This window comes from Pseudoflavonifractor gallinarum, from assembly GCF_014982855.1.
Lineage (GTDB): Bacteria > Bacillota > Clostridia > Oscillospirales > Oscillospiraceae > Pseudoflavonifractor_A > Pseudoflavonifractor_A gallinarum.
The window spans coordinates 63,267-80,865 of sequence record NZ_JADCKF010000002.1; the positions used below are offsets into that span (position 1 = coordinate 63,267).

At 59.8% G+C, this 17,599-nt stretch carries 15 protein-coding genes; 14 read left to right on the forward strand and 1 reads right to left on the reverse strand.

Annotated elements, in window-relative coordinates; all coding sequences use genetic code 11:
* Positions 1-14: 14 nt before the first annotated feature.
* The 8 genes from rpoC (at position 15) to INF37_RS02365 (ending at position 10,690) form a co-directional block, all read left to right on the forward strand.
* A complete protein-coding gene (gene rpoC, locus INF37_RS02330) occupies positions 15-3,836 on the forward strand; it encodes a DNA-directed RNA polymerase subunit beta' (RefSeq protein ID WP_235964155.1) in 3,822 nt (1,273 codons plus the stop codon).
* A 286-nt stretch (positions 3,837-4,122) separates the two neighbouring features.
* Entirely contained in the window at positions 4,123-4,371 is a 249-nt protein-coding gene (locus INF37_RS02335) for a ribosomal L7Ae/L30e/S12e/Gadd45 family protein (protein WP_101694023.1), read from the forward strand.
* A 66-nt stretch (positions 4,372-4,437) separates the two neighbouring features.
* A complete protein-coding gene (rpsL, locus tag INF37_RS02340; protein WP_101693868.1) occupies positions 4,438-4,872 on the forward strand; it encodes a 30S ribosomal protein S12 in 435 nt (144 codons plus the stop codon).
* Positions 4,873-5,081: 209 nt separating this feature from the next.
* Positions 5,082-5,552: a 30S ribosomal protein S7 gene (gene rpsG, locus INF37_RS02345; protein ID WP_180956904.1), complete on the forward strand. Its 471-nt coding sequence runs from the start codon at positions 5,082-5,084 to the stop codon at positions 5,550-5,552.
* A gap of 15 nt (positions 5,553-5,567) precedes the next feature.
* Positions 5,568-7,676: an elongation factor G gene (gene fusA / locus INF37_RS02350; RefSeq protein ID WP_193536208.1), complete on the forward strand. Its 2,109-nt coding sequence runs from the start codon at positions 5,568-5,570 to the stop codon at positions 7,674-7,676.
* A gap of 106 nt (positions 7,677-7,782) precedes the next feature.
* Positions 7,783-8,982, forward strand: a complete 1,200-nt coding sequence (gene tuf / locus INF37_RS02355) for an elongation factor Tu (RefSeq protein ID WP_101693865.1) — start codon at positions 7,783-7,785, stop codon at positions 8,980-8,982.
* A 162-nt stretch (positions 8,983-9,144) separates the two neighbouring features.
* The gene (locus INF37_RS02360) at positions 9,145-10,083 is read left to right on the forward strand and encodes a mechanosensitive ion channel family protein (RefSeq protein WP_186962921.1); all 939 of its coding nucleotides are present in this window, start codon (positions 9,145-9,147) and stop codon (positions 10,081-10,083) included.
* A gap of 4 nt (positions 10,084-10,087) precedes the next feature.
* Positions 10,088-10,690 (forward strand): hypothetical protein, encoded by a 603-nt coding sequence (locus INF37_RS02365; RefSeq protein WP_186962920.1) that lies wholly within the window; start codon positions 10,088-10,090, stop codon positions 10,688-10,690.
* Between the two features lie 47 nt (positions 10,691-10,737).
* On the opposite strand, the gene INF37_RS02370 is transcribed toward INF37_RS02365, so the two are convergent.
* The gene (locus INF37_RS02370; RefSeq protein WP_193536210.1) at positions 10,738-11,214 is read right to left on the reverse strand and encodes a DUF4830 domain-containing protein; all 477 of its coding nucleotides are present in this window, start codon (positions 11,212-11,214) and stop codon (positions 10,738-10,740) included.
* 120 nt (positions 11,215-11,334) lie between these two features.
* On the opposite strand from INF37_RS02370, the gene INF37_RS02375 reads away from it, so the two are divergent.
* The 6 genes from INF37_RS02375 (at position 11,335) to INF37_RS02400 (ending at position 17,589) form a co-directional block, all read left to right on the forward strand.
* Positions 11,335-12,072 carry a pseudouridine synthase gene (locus INF37_RS02375; protein WP_186962919.1) on the forward strand — a complete coding sequence of 246 codons (738 nt, stop codon included), beginning with the start codon at positions 11,335-11,337 and terminating at the stop codon, positions 12,070-12,072.
* A gap of 152 nt (positions 12,073-12,224) precedes the next feature.
* A complete protein-coding gene (locus INF37_RS02380; protein ID WP_101693860.1) occupies positions 12,225-13,316 on the forward strand; it encodes a PucR family transcriptional regulator in 1,092 nt (363 codons plus the stop codon).
* A gap of 157 nt (positions 13,317-13,473) precedes the next feature.
* Entirely contained in the window at positions 13,474-14,163 is a 690-nt protein-coding gene (gene ftsE / locus INF37_RS02385) for a cell division ATP-binding protein FtsE (protein WP_101693859.1), read from the forward strand.
* Entirely contained in the window at positions 14,150-15,037 is an 888-nt protein-coding gene (gene ftsX, locus INF37_RS02390; protein ID WP_193536212.1) for a permease-like cell division protein FtsX, read from the forward strand. The genes ftsE and ftsX overlap by 14 nt, the downstream gene beginning before the upstream one ends.
* 19 nt (positions 15,038-15,056) lie before the next feature.
* Positions 15,057-16,325 (forward strand): murein hydrolase activator EnvC family protein, encoded by a 1,269-nt coding sequence (locus INF37_RS02395; RefSeq protein ID WP_235964156.1) that lies wholly within the window; start codon positions 15,057-15,059, stop codon positions 16,323-16,325.
* Between the two features lie 79 nt (positions 16,326-16,404).
* On the forward strand, positions 16,405-17,589 hold the full coding sequence (locus INF37_RS02400; RefSeq protein WP_193536216.1) for a S41 family peptidase: 1,185 nt from the start codon (positions 16,405-16,407) through the stop codon (positions 17,587-17,589).
* The last annotated feature ends 10 nt before the right edge of the window (positions 17,590-17,599 follow it).

A 17,599-nucleotide genomic window follows, 5' to 3' on the forward strand; every position in this document is an offset into this window, starting at 1 on the left:
GAACGATCTATTCTATGAGTTACGCTGAGTTTGACGCCATCCAAATCGGCATTGCCTCCCCGGAGAAGATCCGTGAGTGGTCTTACGGCGAGGTCAAGAAGCCGGAGACCATCAACTACCGCACCCTCAAGCCCGAGCGCGACGGCCTGTTCTGCGAGCGCATCTTTGGCCCCACCAAGGACTGGGAGTGTCACTGCGGTAAATATAAGAAGATCCGCTATAAGGGCAAGATCTGTGACCGCTGCGGCGTCGAGGTGACCCGCGCCAAGGTCCGCCGTGAGCGCATGGGCCACATCGAGCTGGCCGCCCCTGTGTCCCACATCTGGTACTTCAAGGGCATCCCCTCCCGGATGGGCCTGCTGCTGGACATCTCCCCCCGTATTCTGGAGAAGGTGCTCTACTTTGCCAGCTATATCGTCACCGATCCCGGCTTCTCTCCTCTGGCCAAGAACCAGATCCTCTCCGAGAAGGAGTACCGCGACATGCGGGAGAAGTACGAGGACGACTTCGAGGCCGGCATGGGCGCCGAGGCCGTGAAGAAGCTCCTGCAGGACATCGATCTGGAGCAGCTCTCCGAGCAGCTCCGGGCCGAGCTGAAGGACGCCTCCGGCCAGAAGAAGATGCGCATTGTCAAGCGCCTGGAAGTGGTGGATGCCTTCCGGATCTCCGGCAACAAGCCCGAGTGGATGATCATTGACGTGCTGCCCGTCATTCCCCCGGAGCTGCGCCCCATGGTGCAGCTGGACGGCGGCCGCTTCGCCACCTCTGACCTGAACGACCTGTATCGCCGGGTCATCAACCGCAACAACCGCCTCAAGCGCCTCATCCAGCTCAACGCGCCCGACATCATCGTGCGCAACGAGAAGCGGATGCTCCAGGAGGCGGTGGACGCCCTCATCGACAACGGCCGCCGCGGCCGTGCCGTCACCGGCGCCAACAACCGCGCCCTCAAGTCTCTGAGCGACATGCTCAAGGGTAAGCAGGGCCGCTTCCGCCAGAACCTGCTGGGCAAGCGCGTGGACTACTCCGGCCGTTCCGTTATCGTGGTCGGCCCCGAGATGAAGATCTACCAGTGCGGCCTGCCCAAGGAGATGGCCATTGAGCTCTTCCGTCCCTTCGTCATGAAGAAGCTGGTGGAGGACGGCGTGGCCAACAACATCAAGTCCGCCAAGAAGATGGTGGACAAGGGCAAGGCCGAGGTGTGGGACGCCCTGGAGTTTGTCATCAAGGAGCATCCCGTCATGCTCAACCGCGCCCCCACGCTGCACCGCCTGGGCATCCAGGCCTTTGAGCCCGTGCTGGTCGAGGGCCGCGCCATCAAGCTCCACCCCCTGGTGTGTACCGCCTTTAACGCCGACTTCGACGGCGACCAGATGGCCGTTCACGTCCCCCTGTCCGCCGAGGCCCAGACCGAGGCCCGGGTGCTCATGCTCTCGGCCAACAACCTGCTGCGGCCCCAGGACGGCGGCCCCGTCACCGTGCCCACCCAGGACATGGTGCTGGGTTCCTACTACCTGACCTTTGAGCGCTATCCCGCCCACGACAGCGAGGAGGTCTATGAGGACTGCGCGGCTGTCCGCGCTGCCCTGGCCGAGGGGAAGATCACCGTGGCCGATATGGTGTGGGTGAAGAATCCCGGCTCTCTGGACGACATCCCCACCGTGGCCGACATCGCCGCCAACACCCCCGACGGGGAGCTCCCCCGGGAGTGCCTGCCGGTGTACGGCAGCGACAATGAGGCCCGCCTGGCCTATGACGAGGGCGAGCTGGAGCTGCACGTGCCCATCATGGTCCGCCGCAGCATGGAGGTCGACGGCGTGGAGCAGCACAAGATGGTGCGCACCACCGTGGGCCGCCTGATCTTCAACGAGGGCATCCCCCAGGATCTGGGCTTTGTGGACCGCACCAACCCCGAGACCATGTTCGAGCCCGAGATCAACTTCATCACCGGCAAGAAGCAGCTGGGCAAGATCATCGACAAGTGCATCACCAAGCACGGCTTCACCGTTTCCGCCGGCGTGCTGGATACCATCAAGGCCAAGGGCTACAAGTTCTCCACCCGCGGCTCCCTGACCGTCTCCATCTACGACATGACCATCCCCGAGAAGAAGTACGGCATGATCGCCGATACCGAGAAGGAGATCGTCAAGATCGAGCGCCAGTACAAGCGCGGCTTCCTGACCAACGAGGAGCGCTACCGCCTGGTGGTGTCCGCCTGGGAGAAGACCACTGCCGACGTGTCTAACGCCCTGATGGAGGGCCTGGACCGCTACAACCCCATCTGGATGATGGCCGACTCCGGCGCCCGTGGTAGCTCCGCTCAGATCCGTCAGCTGGCCGGTATGCGCGGCCTGATGGCCGATACCTCCGGCCGTACCATCGAGATCCCCATCAAGTCCAACTTCCGTGAAGGTCTGTCCGTGCTGGAGTACTTCATCTCCGCTCGAGGCGCCCGTAAGGGTATGGCCGATACCGCTCTGCGTACCGCCGACTCGGGTTACCTGACCCGCCGTCTGGTGGACGTGTCCCAGGAAGTGATCATCCGCGAGCACGACTGTGGTACCGACGACGGCATCATGGTCTCCGAGATCAGCGAGAACGGCCAGGTCATCGAGACCTTCGGCGAGCGACTCAAGGGCCGCTATCCCGTGGAGGACATCTGCGATCCCAAGACCGGCGAAGTCCTCATCTCCAAGGACCGCATGATGGTGCCCGACGACGCCGCCATGCTGGAGGAGCACGGCATCCACGCCGTGAAGATCCGCTCCGTGCTGACCTGCCGCGCCCGCAGCGGAGTATGTTCCAAGTGCTACGGCATCAACCTGGCCATCGGCGAGCCGGTGGGCGAGGGCGAGGCCGTCGGTATCATCGCCGCTCAGTCCATCGGTGAGCCCGGTACCCAGCTGACCATGCGTACTTTCCACACCGGCGGCGTCGCCGGCGGCGATATCACCCAGGGTCTTCCCCGCGTCGAGGAACTCTTCGAGTCCCGTCGGCCCAAGAAGATGGCCCAGCTGGCCGAGATCGGCGGCCGGGTATCCATCGAGGAGACCAAGCGCAATTCCATGTGCAACCTGAGCATCACCGCCCCCGACGGCGAGGTGGTCACCTATCCGCTGCCCTACAGTGCGGGCATCCGCGTGAAGGACGGCGAGACCGTGGAGAAGGGCTTCGCGCTCACCGAGGGCGCCCTCTATCCCCAGGACGTCATCCGCATCCGGGGCGTCCACGCGGTGTACGACTACCTGATCCGCGAGGTCCAGAAGCCCTACCGTCAGCAGGGCGTTGACATCAACGACAAGCACATCGAGGTCATCTGCCGTCAGATGATGCGCAAGGTGCGGGTCGAGGACGCCGGCGATTCCAACCTGCTCTCCGGCTCCACCGTGGAGCTCATCGAGTTTGAGGACGCCAAGGAGGCGGTCCAGAAGCGCATCGACGCCGGCGAGACCAACGACGGCATGGAGCTGCGTCTCCCCACCGCCACCCGCCTGCTGATGGGTATCACCAAGGCCTCTCTGGCCACCGAGTCCTTCCTGTCCGCCGCCTCCTTCCAGGAGACCACCAAGGTCCTCACCGAGGCCGCCATCAAGGGCAAGGTGGACCACCTGTTGGGCCTGAAGGAGAACGTCATCATCGGTAAGCTCATCCCGGCCGGCTCCGGTCTGTCGGTCTACCGCAAGTATGACAAGATCGAGGACGAATGCACCTGCGGCTGCGAGCATGAGCACAGCCACGAGGAGAGCGTCCCCGAGCAGGCCGATGAGATCGTCGGCATCGCCCCCATGGAGGAGGAGATCCTCTCCATCACCATGGATGAGGGCGCGGAGGACTGATCGCACAGCCCATTGATCTGACTGTTTATCAAAAGGCTCCGGAGCCATGCTCCGGGGCCTTTTGTCCGTCTTGAAAAGACGCATGGGTCGCCCAAAGAGAGAAAGAACACTCCATCCGGCGATTTGACGGGGAAAAGCGTGGAAAAAGGAGAAAAAAACAGAGCTTTTTTGCTTGACGGATGGGGTTTCCTATGCTATAATTCAAAATCGCGCAGGTGTACCTGCCGCAGACAGGAAATACCCCTTTGTGCGGTGTTTCCAAGTGCAACGACAGGAGGCGTGCATGGTGCTGACTCAACTGAAAACAGGCCCCAAGGTCGTGGGTGTGAAGCAGACCAAGCGCGCGCTGGGCGATGGCAGAGCGGCCAGAGTTTTTCTGGCAGAGGACGCCGATCCCCGTGTCATTGAACCGGTAGAGACCCTCTGCCGGGAGCGCGGTGTACCTGTGGAGCGCGTGCCCCATATGAAGGAACTGGGCACGGCCTGCGGCATTGCGGTGGGTTCCGCCGTGGCCGCACTATTAACTGGGTTTTAACGGAATCATCTTCGGAGATTCGGTTAAAATAATACAATCAACCCATTAAGAAAGGAGGAACTACTCATGCCTACTTTTAATCAGCTCGTGCGCAAGGGACGTCAGGCTGCGACCTACAAGTCCAACTCTCCCGCCATGCAGTACGGCCTGAACACCCTGAAGAATCGTGAGACCGATCTGCCCTCTCCCCAGAAGCGAGGTGTCTGCACCGCGGTCCGTACGGCTACTCCTAAGAAGCCTAACTCCGCTCTGCGTAAGATCGCTCGTGTGCGTCTGACCAACGGCTACGAGGTCACCGCCTACATTCCCGGTGTCGGCCACAACCTGCAGGAGCACTCCGTGGTCATGATCCGCGGCGGCCGTGTTAAGGACCTGCCCGGCGTTCGTTACCACATCATCCGCGGCACTCTGGATACCCAGGGCGTCAATGGTCGTATGCAGGCCCGTTCCAAGTACGGCGCCAAGCGTCCCAAGGCCGGCAAGGGCGGCGCGAAGAAGTAATCTTCCGCAGGGATGCATGCACACCGGCGCGGAATGCGCCACATTTGAATTGCATTGTGCGCTTACGCGCAAGGCAAATCGCCTTGCCGAGCGTTTACCATATAGGGTAGACCTCGGACAGGCACTGGACAAGCAGGCACTTGTCTTTACACGGGCCGCATGAGCGGTTCGAGTACCTATGAAATCATACTATGAAGGAGGGAAGCAAAGTGCCCAGAAGAGGTAATGTACCCAAGCGGGAGGTTCTGCCTGATCCGCTTTATAACTCCGTCCTGGTGACCAAGCTCGTCAACAGCATCATGCTGGATGGCAAGAAGGGCGTGGCCCAGAAGGTGGTCTACAGCGCTTTCGATATCATCAAGGAGAAGACCGAGAAGGATCCTCTGGAGGTCTTCACTGCCGCTCTGGAGAACATCATGCCGTCCCTGGAGGTCAAGGCCCGTCGTGTCGGCGGCGCCACCTATCAGGTGCCCATCGAGGTTCGTCCCGAGCGCCGTCAGACCCTTGGTCTGCGCTGGCTGACCAATTACTCCCGCGCCCGCAGCGAGAAGACCATGAAGGAGCGTCTGGCTGGCGAGATCATGGACGCCGCCAACAACCTGGGTTCCGCTGTCAAGAAGCGCGAGGACACCCACAAGATGGCCGAGTCCAACAAGGCCTTCGCTCACTACCGCTGGTAAGGAGGGTAACAGCATATGGCTAGAAAGGTTACCCTGAAAAATACCCGCAACATCGGCATCATGGCTCACATCGATGCCGGTAAGACCACTACCACCGAGCGCATCCTGTTCTACACCGGTGTTAACTACAAGATCGGTGAGACCCATGATGGTACCGCCACCATGGACTGGATGGCTCAGGAGCAGGAGCGCGGCATCACCATCACCTCCGCTGCTACCACCTGCTACTGGAAGGGTTCCAAGGATCAGTTCCCCCAGACCCGTATCAACATCATTGATACCCCGGGTCACGTGGACTTCACCGTCGAGGTGGAGCGCTCCCTGCGCGTGCTGGACGGCTCTGTGACCGTTATGTGCGCCAAGGGCGGCGTTGAGCCCCAGTCTGAGACTGTGTGGCGTCAGGCCGACCACTACAAGGTCCCCCGCATGATCTACGTCAATAAGATGGACATCATGGGCGCTGACTTCTACAACGTGCTGAACATGATCCACGACCGCCTCAAGTGTAACGCCGTGCCCATTCAGCTCCCCATTGGCTCCGAGGATACCTTCAAGGGCATCATCGACCTGGTGGAGATGAACGCCGACATCTACTACGATGATCTGGGCAAGGATATGCGCGTGGAGGAGATCCCCGCTGACATGCTGGAGCTGGCTCAGGAGTACCGCACCAAGCTCATCGACGCTGTCGCTGACATCGACGACGAGATCATGGAGCTGGCCCTGGAGGAGCAGCCCGTCCCCGTGGAGAAGATCCGCGCTGCCCTGCGCCACGGCACCATCGAGAACCTGCTGGTTCCCGTGACCTGTGGTACTTCTTACAAGAACAAGGGTGTGCAGAAGCTGCTCGACGCCATCGTCGACTTCATGCCCTCCCCCCTGGACATCCCCGCCATCAAGGGCGTGGATCCCGACACCGAGGAAGAGGACGAGCGTCCCGCCGACGACTCCGCCCCCTTCTCCGCGCTGGCCTTCAAGATCATGACTGACCCCTATGTGGGCCGTCTGTCCTTCTTCCGTGTGTACTCCGGTACTCTGAGCACCGGTTCTTCCGTGCTCAACTCCACCAAGAAGCAGAAGGAGCGCATCGGCCGCATCCTGCAGATGCACGCCAACCACCGCGAGGACATCGAGGTTGTGTACTCCGGCGACATTGCCGCCGCCGTGGGTCTGAAGAACACCACCACCGGTGATACCCTCTGCGATGAGAAGGCTCCCATCATTCTGGAGTCCATGGAGTTCCCCGAGCCCGTTATCCGCGTCGCCATCGAGCCCAAGACCAAGGCTGGTCAGGAGAAGATGGGCCTGGCGCTGGTGAAGCTGGCCGAAGAGGACCCCACCTTTAAGACCTACACCGATGAGGAGACCGGTCAGACCATCATCGCCGGCATGGGCGAGCTCCACCTGGAGATCATCGTCGACCGTCTGCTCCGCGAGTTCAAGGTCGAGGCTAACGTGGGCGCGCCCCAGGTTGCCTACAAGGAGACCATCAAGAAGTCTGTCGAGCAGGATACCAAGTATGCCCGTCAGTCCGGCGGTAAGGGCCAGTACGGTCACGTCCGCATCAAGATCGAGCCCAACGAGCCCGGCAAGGGTTACGAGTTCCTCAACGAGATCACCGGCGGCGTCATCCCCAAGGAGTATATCCCCGCGGTCGACGCCGGTATCCAGGGCGCCATGCAGGCGGGTATCCTGGCCGGTTACCCCGTCGTGGACGTGAAGGTCCACCTGACCTTCGGCTCCTACCACGAGGTCGACTCCTCTGAAATGGCGTTTAAGATCGCCGGTTCCATGGCCTTCAAGGAGGCCTGCCGCAAGGCTGACGCCGTGCTGCTGGAGCCTGTGATGAAGGTTTCCGTCATCGTGCCCGACGAGTATCTGGGCAACGTGATCGGCGACCTGACCAGCCGCCGCGGCATGATCCAGGGTCAGGAGAGCCGTCCCGGCGCCACCCAGGTGGATGCCCTGGTGCCTCTGGCCAGCATGTTCGGCTACGCTACGGACCTGCGTTCTTCCACTCAGGGCCGCGGCCAGTACTCCATGGAGCCTCACAGCTATGTGGAGATTCCCAAGAGCATTGCTGAGAAGATCATTGCTGAGCGCGGCCGCAAGGACGCTGAGTAAGCAGGTCTAAAAATGAGGTTGCATTTTATCCATTCCTAGGATAAAATAGCATCATCATCCCATCTTTTTCAATGTATTTGATTTGAATTTAAGGAGGATATCAAACATGGCTAAGCAGAAGTTTGAGCGCACTAAGCCCCATGTCAACATCGGCACCATCGGCCACGTTGACCACGGCAAGACCACCCTGACCGCCGCCATCACCAAGTACCTGGCTCTGAAGGGTCAGGCTCAGTACGAGGACTACTCCAGCATCGATAAGGCTCCCGAGGAGCGCGAGCGCGGCATCACCATCAACACCGCTCACGTTGAGTACGAGACTGACGCTCGTCACTATGCTCACGTTGACTGCCCGGGCCACGCCGACTATATCAAGAACATGATCACCGGTGCTGCCCAGATGGACGGCGCTATCCTGGTTATCGCTGCTACCGACGGCCCCATGGCTCAGACCAAGGAGCACATCCTGCTGGCCCGTCAGGTCGGCGTGCCCGCCATGGTCGTGTTCCTGAACAAGTGCGACCAGGTCGACGACGAGGAGCTGCTGGAGCTGGTTGAGATGGAGGTCCGCGAGACCCTGTCCAGCTATGAGTTCCCCGGCGATGACATCCCCGTCATCAAGGGTTCCGCTCTGAACGCTCTGACCTGCGAGGGCGGCGTGGACGATCCCGACTACGCCTGCATCAAGGAGCTGATGGACGCTGTCGACAGCTACATCCCCACTCCTGACCGCAAGGCTGACCTGCCCTTCCTGATGCCCGTCGAGGACGTCTTCACCATCACCGGCCGCGGCACCGTGGCCACTGGCCGTGTTGAGCGTGGCCAGATCAAGATGGGCGAGGAAGTCGAGATCGTGGGTCTGTCCGACGAGAAGAAGAAGACCACCGTTACCGGCATCGAGATGTTCCGCAAGCTGCTGGACTACGCTGAGGCTGGCGACAACATCGGCACCCTGCTGCGCGGCATTGCCAAGACCGACATCGAGCGCGGTCAGGTTCTGTGCAAGCCCGGCTCCATTCACCCCCACACCAAGTTCGTGGGCCAGGTGTACGTCCTGAGCAAGGACGAGGGCGGCCGTCACACCCCCTTCTTCAACAACTATCGTCCTCAGTTCTACTTCCGTACCACCGACGTGACCGGCGTCATCACCCTGCCCGAGGGCACCGAGATGTGCATGCCCGGCGATAACGTCGACATGAAGGTCGAGCTGATCACCCCCATCGCCATCGAGAAGGGCCTGCGCTTCGCTATCCGCGAGGGCGGCCGTACCGTTGGTTCCGGCGTCGTCATCGACATCGAGGAGTAATTTAAGCTCTTTCAGAGCGGCGGTCCTTAGGGACCGCCGCTCTTTTTTTACCGAATGGCTGGGTGGACAGACTTTGACAGAAACTTGCCCTTTCCATCAAATTATGATACACTGTGTTTCCTGGAAATCAGATTATGAGTCTTTGGAAAGGAGTCGAATCAGATGTCTGCTACACCCATTCCATCGCCCAGTGCAACCGCTGGACCGGTGGATGAGATTTTGGATACCGCGGGAAGTTCCGTTACCGATGTGATCAATGAAGTGGTTGATTCCACCGGACTGGCCCCCATCCTGAAGGATTTTACCGGACTGACCCCTGCAAGACTGATCTCATTGGCACTCCTGATCGTATGCTGTCTTGCCGTGATCAAAGTGATCCAGCACTTTTTGAATCGGATTTTGGAGCGCGGGAAGATCGAAAAGAGCCTGCATACCTTTTTGCGGACCAGTGTGAACATCCTGCTCTGGTTCCTGTTTGCGCTGATTGTGGCCAGCGCCCTGAACATCGACGTGACCTCTCTGGTGGCCGTGTTGAGCGTGGTCGGCCTTGCCATTTCCCTGGCCGTACAGGGGAGCTTGTCCAATCTGGCGGGAGGGATCCAGGTCCTACTGTCCAAGCCCTTTAAAGTGGGGGACTACATCGAGACCAACAGCGTCAGCGGAACGGTGGCGGAGATCAGCATGTCCCACACCAAGCTGGTGACGGTGGATAACAAGATCATTTTTGTGCCCAACAGTGAGATCTCGGCGGCCAAGATCGTCAATTATAACGCTCAGGAGAACCGCCGGGTGGATCTGACCTTCAATACCTCCTATGATGACACCACGGAGGCGGTGATCGGGGCCATTCGGGGTGTGATCGATGCCCATCCGATGGCGCTCTCCGATCCGGAGCCCTTTGTGCGCCTGTCGGCCTTCCGGGACAGCTCGGTGGAATATACGGTGCGGGTCTGGTGCCGGACGGAGGATTACTGGTCTCTCTATTTTGACCTGCTGGAGCAGGTACGTGCGGCCTTTGACCGCGCGGGGATTGATTTGACCTATCCGCACTTCAACCTCCACGTGCTGGAGGGGAAGAGCGGATCGGAAAGGAGTTCATAATCACATGACAAAAAATCGCGCCCTGAACCAGGGATTGCAGCTGTTGCTGGCGGCGGAAGGGCTTCAGCTCCTGCTGGGCCTGGCCAATCTGGTGGGATTGAGCCAGCTGTTCTTCTCCGGATTTTTGAGCCTGGGATGCATGGCGATGACACTGGCGGGGCTGTACACCCTGCGCAGTGTTGACGGGTCCTATCAGCTGGCCTTCCACTTTTCCATTGCCAATGTGGTTGTGGTCTTTGCCGGTTCGATCGCGGCATCCATTCTGGGAGTGATGATCACCCTTGAGATCCTTCCGGTACTGGTGCTCCTCCTCAGCTGCATCGCACAGATCCTAGTCTGTCTGGTGGTCCGATTCTGCTGTCGGGCCACGTGCGGACAGCTGATGGAGCGGAGAGCGGACGGCCTGGCGGCGCAGGGAGAGCAGGCGGCGCTGCTCTATATCATCGTAACCGCTGTGGCGGTCTTCAGCTACGTGCTGAGCCTGCTGCCCACGCCGGCCGGCGTCATGCGCTTTGTGACCATCCTGGCCAATGTGCTGCTGCTGACGGCCATGGGAATGTACGTCAAATTTCTATTTTTGAGCATGAAGACCCTTGCGGTGGAATAGAAAAATGTTCCAGGAATTTTTTCCTGGAACATTTTTTATGAGATTTTTCAGGTGGGCATGGTCAGACCGTGGATAAAGCCGCCCAGTGCGTTGGACAACACGTCCCCGCCGATCACGGTGTTTCGATAGAGGAGCAGACCGGCCTGAACACCGCTCTCTCCCGTTGGATAGTTGGTGACGGCATACGTATAGCGTTTGACCCGCTTTCCGCGGTATTTGGTCAGGTCAAAGCCCTGTTGTGCCTGAAGCTCCAGATATTGGGTGTATGTGTCGTCAAATTCTTCCGGGATCTGCAGTTCCTCCACCGAGATGGGCTCGGGGGAGACCTCCCAGCCATAGGAGGCCAGATAGGCGATCCGATCCTCGTTGGTTTTGATCCCCTTGCCGCTGACCGTGGCGGAAGCCTCCGCATCCTGTGTCTGCAAAGCCGCCACACCTGTCAGCACACAGCCGCAGATCAGCACGGCGGCCGCAACGCCGGCGACGATGCGCCCCCGGCTGAGCCGAGTCGTCCAAATAAACACAGCGCAACGCTCCTTTCCATTCTTTGTCTCTATGGATATGTGCACCCGGAAAAAAATATGATACAATAACACCGATTGGATCTCGCGCCGGAAGGCGATGGAAGAAACGGAGCAAGGAACATGGAACGACTGGATAAGATCCTCTCTGGTACGGGACGCTGGTCCCGGCGGGAGGTCAAAGAGCTGGTGCGCGCCGGCCGGGTGACGGTGAATGGAAGCAAGGCGCGCTCTGCGGAGGAAAAATACGACCGGGAGGGGCTGGTGCTGGAGGTGGACGGCCTCCCGGTCTCCGGGGAGAAGTACACCTATCTCATGCTGCACAAGCCGGGAGGGGTGGTCTCTGCCACCGAGGACCCACGGCAGAAGACCGTGCTGGATCTGCTGCCGCCCCACCTGAAGCGGATCGGGCTCTTTCCGGCCGGGCGGCTGGACCGGGATACGGAGGGACTGCTGCTGCTGACCAATGACGGGGCGCTGGCCCACGATCTGCTCTCCCCGCGCAAGCATGTGGACAAGACCTACTTTGTGCGGGTTGACGGGGTCCTGAATCAGGAGGACTGCGCCGCCTTTGCCGCCGGGATGAAGCTGGAGGATGGACTGGAATGCCTGCCCGCCGGTCTGGAGCGCCTGGAGCGCCCGGATGAGGGGATTGTCACCCTGCGGGAGGGAAAGTACCACCAGATCAAGCGGATGCTGGAGGATCGGGGGAAGCCGGTGGTCTATCTCAAGCGTCTGACCATGGGGCCTCTGGTGCTGGACCCGTCGCTGGAGAAGGGACAATGGCGCCCTCTGTCAGCGGAGGAAGTACAGGCACTGCGGGAGCATGGGCCCCGCGCGGGCAGAAAGGAAACGCTGTAGTTCGGCATTTTCCACAAAAAACTTTACACAACCTATTGAAAAGAGAAAAAAAAGCCGCTATAATAGTTCCATATGAGTGAAATGGTAGAAATGCGTGTGAATTTTTGAGAAGGGTTCCCAACGCAAGTACAAAGTTTAGGGGGGCATTGTAAATGTCTAGCAGGATTTTTCAAAGCGTCGTTCTCCAAATGAAGGACAGCACGGACCGGGCCATCGGCGTGATCGACTCCGAGGGAACGGTGGTCGCCTGCAACGAGCTTACCTGCATTGGCGAGCGTTGGCCTGGTGTGGTAGAGGCGGTCAACAGTGGTGAGGGCAACGCCGTGGCCTATGAGGGCCGCACCTTCAAGACCCTGACCGGCTGGGGCTCCCAGTTTGACTATGCCGCCTTTGTCCGTGGAGATGACGCCGAGGCAAAGCTGGTGTGCTCCATGGCGGTGGTGGCCCTCAATGGCGCCAAGACCTATTATGAGGAAAAGCACGACAAGGCGACTTTTATCAAGAATATTATTTCGGACAACATTCTTCTGGGCGATATCTATGTCCGGGCCAAGGAGCTTCATTTTGTCTCCGAGCTGCCCCGGGCCGTGTTCCTGATCCGTCAGGTGGAGAGCAATGATGTGGCCGCCATCGACGTGGTGCAGAATCTCTTCCCCGACAAGCAGACCGACTTTGTGCTCTCCATCAGCGAGACCGATGTGGCTCTCATCAAGCAGCTCAACGAGGGGACCGAGGGCAAGGACCTCTACAAGATCGCCAAGCAGGTGGAAGAGGCCATCACCGAGGAGCTCAACATCAAGGTAGTCATCGGTATCGGCACCATCGTGGGGCACATCCGGGATCTGGCCCGCGCCTACAAGGAGGCCCAGGTGGCCATCGAGGTGGGCAAGGTCTTTGACACTGAGAAGTCCATCATCAACTACGAGAACCTGGGTATCGGCCGCCTGATTTATCAGCTGCCCACCACCCTGTGTGAGATGTTCCTGCAGGAGGTCTTTAAGAAGAATCCCATTGACGCGCTGGATCAGGAGACCCTCTTTACCATCAACAAGTTCTTTGAGAACAACCTGAACGTGTCCGAGACCGCCCGGAAGCTCTTCGTCCACCGGAATACCCTGGTCTACCGCCTGGAGAAGATCAAGAAGCTCACCGGTCTGGACCTGCGGGAGTTCGACGACGCCATCACCTTCAAGGTGGCCCTGATGGTCAAGAAGTACCTCATCTCCCGCGGCATCGACAACTGAGCATGAGAAGTCTGCGGACCGCTGCGGCGTGACAGCGCCCGGGATCCGCGGCAATACCGGCAGAGCCGGATATGGAACGATGCAGAATACAGAAACACAGGAGCACTCTGTATTCTGCATTCTTCTTATACAGTTCCTTTACATAAAAGAGGTAGTTATGATTCGTTTTATCGATATCTATAAGGCCTATGACAATGGGACCAAGGCATTGAAGGGCATTTCCATGCGCATTGACGACGGGGAATTTGTCTTTCTGGTCGGCCCCTCCGGTTCGGGAAAGTCCACCATCATCAAGCTGATCACGGCGGAGGTGGCCCCCACCGATGGACGTCTCATGGTCAACGGCTATAACCTGAACACCATCCGGCCCAGACAGGTGCCCTATATGCGCCGGACTCTGGGTGTCATCTTTCAGGACTTCCGCCTGATCGAGAAGAAGAGTATCTACGACAATCTGGTCTTTGCCATGCGGGCCGTGGGCGCCTCCCCCCGGGAGATCAAGAAGCGCATCGCCTACGTGCTGGAGCTGGTGGGACTGGACACCAAAGCCGACCGGCGGCCGGATGAGCTCTCGGGCGGCGAACAGCAGCGCGTGGCCATCGCCCGGGCGCTGGTCAACAATCCCAGCATGATCATCGCGGACGAGCCCACGGGAAACCTGGACCCCCAGCGCTCACTGGAGATCATGATGCTGCTGGAGAAGATCAATGAGCTTGGCACCACCGTGCTGGTGGTCACCCATGAGAAGGAGCTGGTCAACCGCTTTGCCAAGCGGGTGATCGCCATCGAAAACGGACGGATCATCAGCGACGGAATGGGCGGGTATTACGACAATGAGACGATTTAATATTGGTTACTTTTTTGTAGAGGGCTTTCAGAGCATCTTTACCCATGGACTGATGTCCTTTGCGGCGGTGTGTATGATCATCTGCTGTCTGCTGATCATGGGTTCCTTCTCTCTGGTGGCGGTCAACCTGGACAATATGCTGGGGGACTTCGAGAAACAGAATGAGTTTCTGGCCTACATCGACGAGACCTACACCGAGGAGCAGGCCCGTGCCCTGGAGGAACAGATTCTGGCGGTACCCAATGTGGCGTCGGCAGAATTTATGAGCCGGGGGCAGGCCAAAGAGGAATTTGCTGCCAAGCAGGAGGAGACCGAACTCTTTGAGAGCCTGCCCGATACGGTGCTGCGGGACCGCTTCCGGATCCATGTGAACGATCTCAACCAGCTCCGACAGACGGTGGAGCAGGTGAAGGGGATCACCGGCGTGGCGGAGACCAGCGCGGCCTATGAGGTTGCGGAGGGCTTCACCGTGGTGCGCAACGTGGCAAGCGGCGTGGCGGTGATCCTGGTGGCCATTTTGCTGCTGGTCTCTCTCTTCATCATCACCAACACCATCAAGCTGGCCACCTTCAACCGCCGGGAGGAGATCGCCATCATGAAGATGTGCGGCGCCACCAACGGATTTGTGCGCTGGCCCTTTGTGTTTGAGGGATTGATCCTGGGACTGGTGGGCGCGCTGCTGGCCTACCTCATCCAGTGGGGCGTGTATACCCTCATCGGAAAGGCCATCAACGCATCGGACACCATGCAGCTCATCACCATTCTGCCCTTTGAGCAGATGGCCATGATGGTGCTGGGCGTCTTCCTGGGCACCGGTTTTGTGATCGGTGTGGGAGGAAGCTTGATGGCGATCCGTAAGTTCCTTCAGGTTTAATACAAGGAGTAATATGTCTATGGCGAAGCAGACAAGAAAGAAACCGGAAAAGGAGAAGTGGGGCGTTCACCGCGTGGTGGTGGCAGGGCTTGCGCTGCTGATGGCGGCGCTGATGATCCTGCCCATGGTCAGCATGATCGTCAGCGGCACGGCCGGCGCAGTGAGCCAGTCGGAGATCGACAAGCTCAAGCAGGAGCAGCAGGCCTCCAAAGACCGCCAGGAGGAGCTCAAGCAGGAGCTGAATGACCTTAAGAACGATCAGGCGGATGCCCAGGCCAAGCGGAACATCCTTCAGCAGCAGCTGGAGGCCATCAACACGGAGCTGACCAACATCCAGAACCAGATCACCTATTATGACGGCGAGATCGCCCAGAAGGAAGCCGAGCGGGTGGAGGCTGTGGCCCGGGAAGAGGCCCAGTACGAGCTCTTCTGCCAGCGGGTGCGGGCCATGGAGGAGGGCGGAAATGTCTCCTACTGGTCCATCATCTTCCAGGCGGAGGACTTTACCGATCTGCTGGACCGGATCAACATGGTTGATGAGATCATGAGCTATGACCAGGCCGTCATGGACGAGCTGGTGGCCACCCGTAAGCAGATCGAGATCCTCAAGGCCGATCTGGAGACGGCACGCGCCGAGCAGGAGGCCAAGAAAGCGGAGCAGGAGGCCAAAAAGGCCGAGCAGAAGCAGAAGGTGGCCGAGGCCCAGGCACTGCTGGATCAGATCAACGCCGACGCCGCTGAGGTCAACCGTCAGCTGGAGGCTGAGAGCGCGGCGGCCGCTGAGATCCAGAAGGAGATCGTGGCCAAGCAGAAGAAGCTGGAGGAAGAGCGTAAGCAGAACAACATCGTTCTGGACCCGGGCGGCGACTATCTGTGGCCCCTGCCCGGCTACTATAAGCTCACTTCTGCCTTTGGCTACCGGATCCATCCCATCACCCATCGGCCCCAGAGCCACACCGGCATTGACATCCCGGCGCCCGGCGGCACGGCCATCAAGGCCTGCAAGGGCGGACAGGTGGTCACGTCGGCCTATCACAGTTCCTACGGAAACTATGTGGTCATCGACCACGGCAACGGCAACTCCACCCTCTATGCCCACATGAGCAGCCGGGCGGTGTCCGAGGGACAGATGGTGAGCCAGGGACAGGTCATCGGCTATGTGGGGACCACGGGTTCCTCCACCGGAAACCATCTGCATCTGGAGATCCGGGTCAACTACACCCGGACCGACCCGGAGAAGTGCTTCCCGGGACTGTATAACTCGTTTGTACGCGCATATAACTGGTAAGCTGTCATAGAATAGAGCACGAAGGAGGGGAGCGCGGGATCCGCGCTCCCCTCTGTTTCATCCGGCAAGGAGGTCCGCTATGGAAGAAAAAAGAAAGCAGAAAAAACGCTTTGGCGTGGGCGCTCTCATCGGTACGGCTGCGGCCACGCTGGTGGTGACGCTGATCGTGCTGGGATGCGCGGCATGGCTGGTGCTGGGACGGGATGGACTCTCCCTGCTCCAGGGGATCACGCTGGTCAAGACCCAGTTCGTGGGGGAGAAGACGGAGGAGGTGACCGATCAGGCCCTGTCCGGCATGATCGAGGGCCTGGGAGACCGCTGGTCCTATTATCTGGACGAGGAGGCATACCAGGCCGAGCAGGAGCGCCGGGCCAATGTCTATGTGGGCATCGGCGTCACCGTGGACTACACCAGCGAAGCGGGACTGACCATCCGCGCCGTGGTGCCGGGCGGCTCAGCCGAAGAGGCGGGGCTGGTCGAGGGCGAGATCATCACCGCGGTGGACGGCGAGGATATTGCCGGAGAGGCGCGGTATGAGGCCCCCGACCGCATCGCGGGAGAAGAGGGGAGCACCGTCCGTCTCACCGTCCAGGGTTTCGATGGGAACCGTCGGGAGGTGGAGCTGGTGCGCAAGAGCATCCAGACCGACCCGGTCTCCTACGAGTACCTGGAGAACGGCGTGGGCTATGTCAAGCTCTCCAACTTCTTTGCGGGAAGCGCCGACCGGGTGAAGGAGGCCGTCACCGACCTTCAGAGTCAGGGGGCCACCGCGCTGGTCTTTGATATGCGGGACAACGGGGGCGGCTATCTGGATGAGCTCATCCCCATGCTGGATTTCCTGCTGCCGGAGGGCCCCATCTTCCAGACCCGCAGCCACACCGGCGCGGAAAAGATCTATGAATCGGACGCGGCATGTGTGGACCTCCCCATGGCGGTACTGGTCAATGAGAATACATACAGCGCGGCGGAGATCTTTGCCGCCGAGCTCCAGGAGGAGGGGGCGGCCGTGGTGATCGGGACCCCCACCAGCGGAAAGGGATACTCCCAGCAGCTCTTTCCCCTGCTCAACGGGGGCGCTCTGGGGATCTCCACCGCCGAGTATTTTACCGGCAACGGTGTGAGCCTCATCGGAACCGGACTGCACCTGGACCGGGAGATCGCCCTTTCCGAGGAGGATCAGGCCGAGTTCACGGCCGGGGTGCTGCCTCTGGCGGAAGACGAGCAGTTCCAGGCGGCTCTGGAGCTGCTGGGGATCGCGGCATAAGATGAGATTT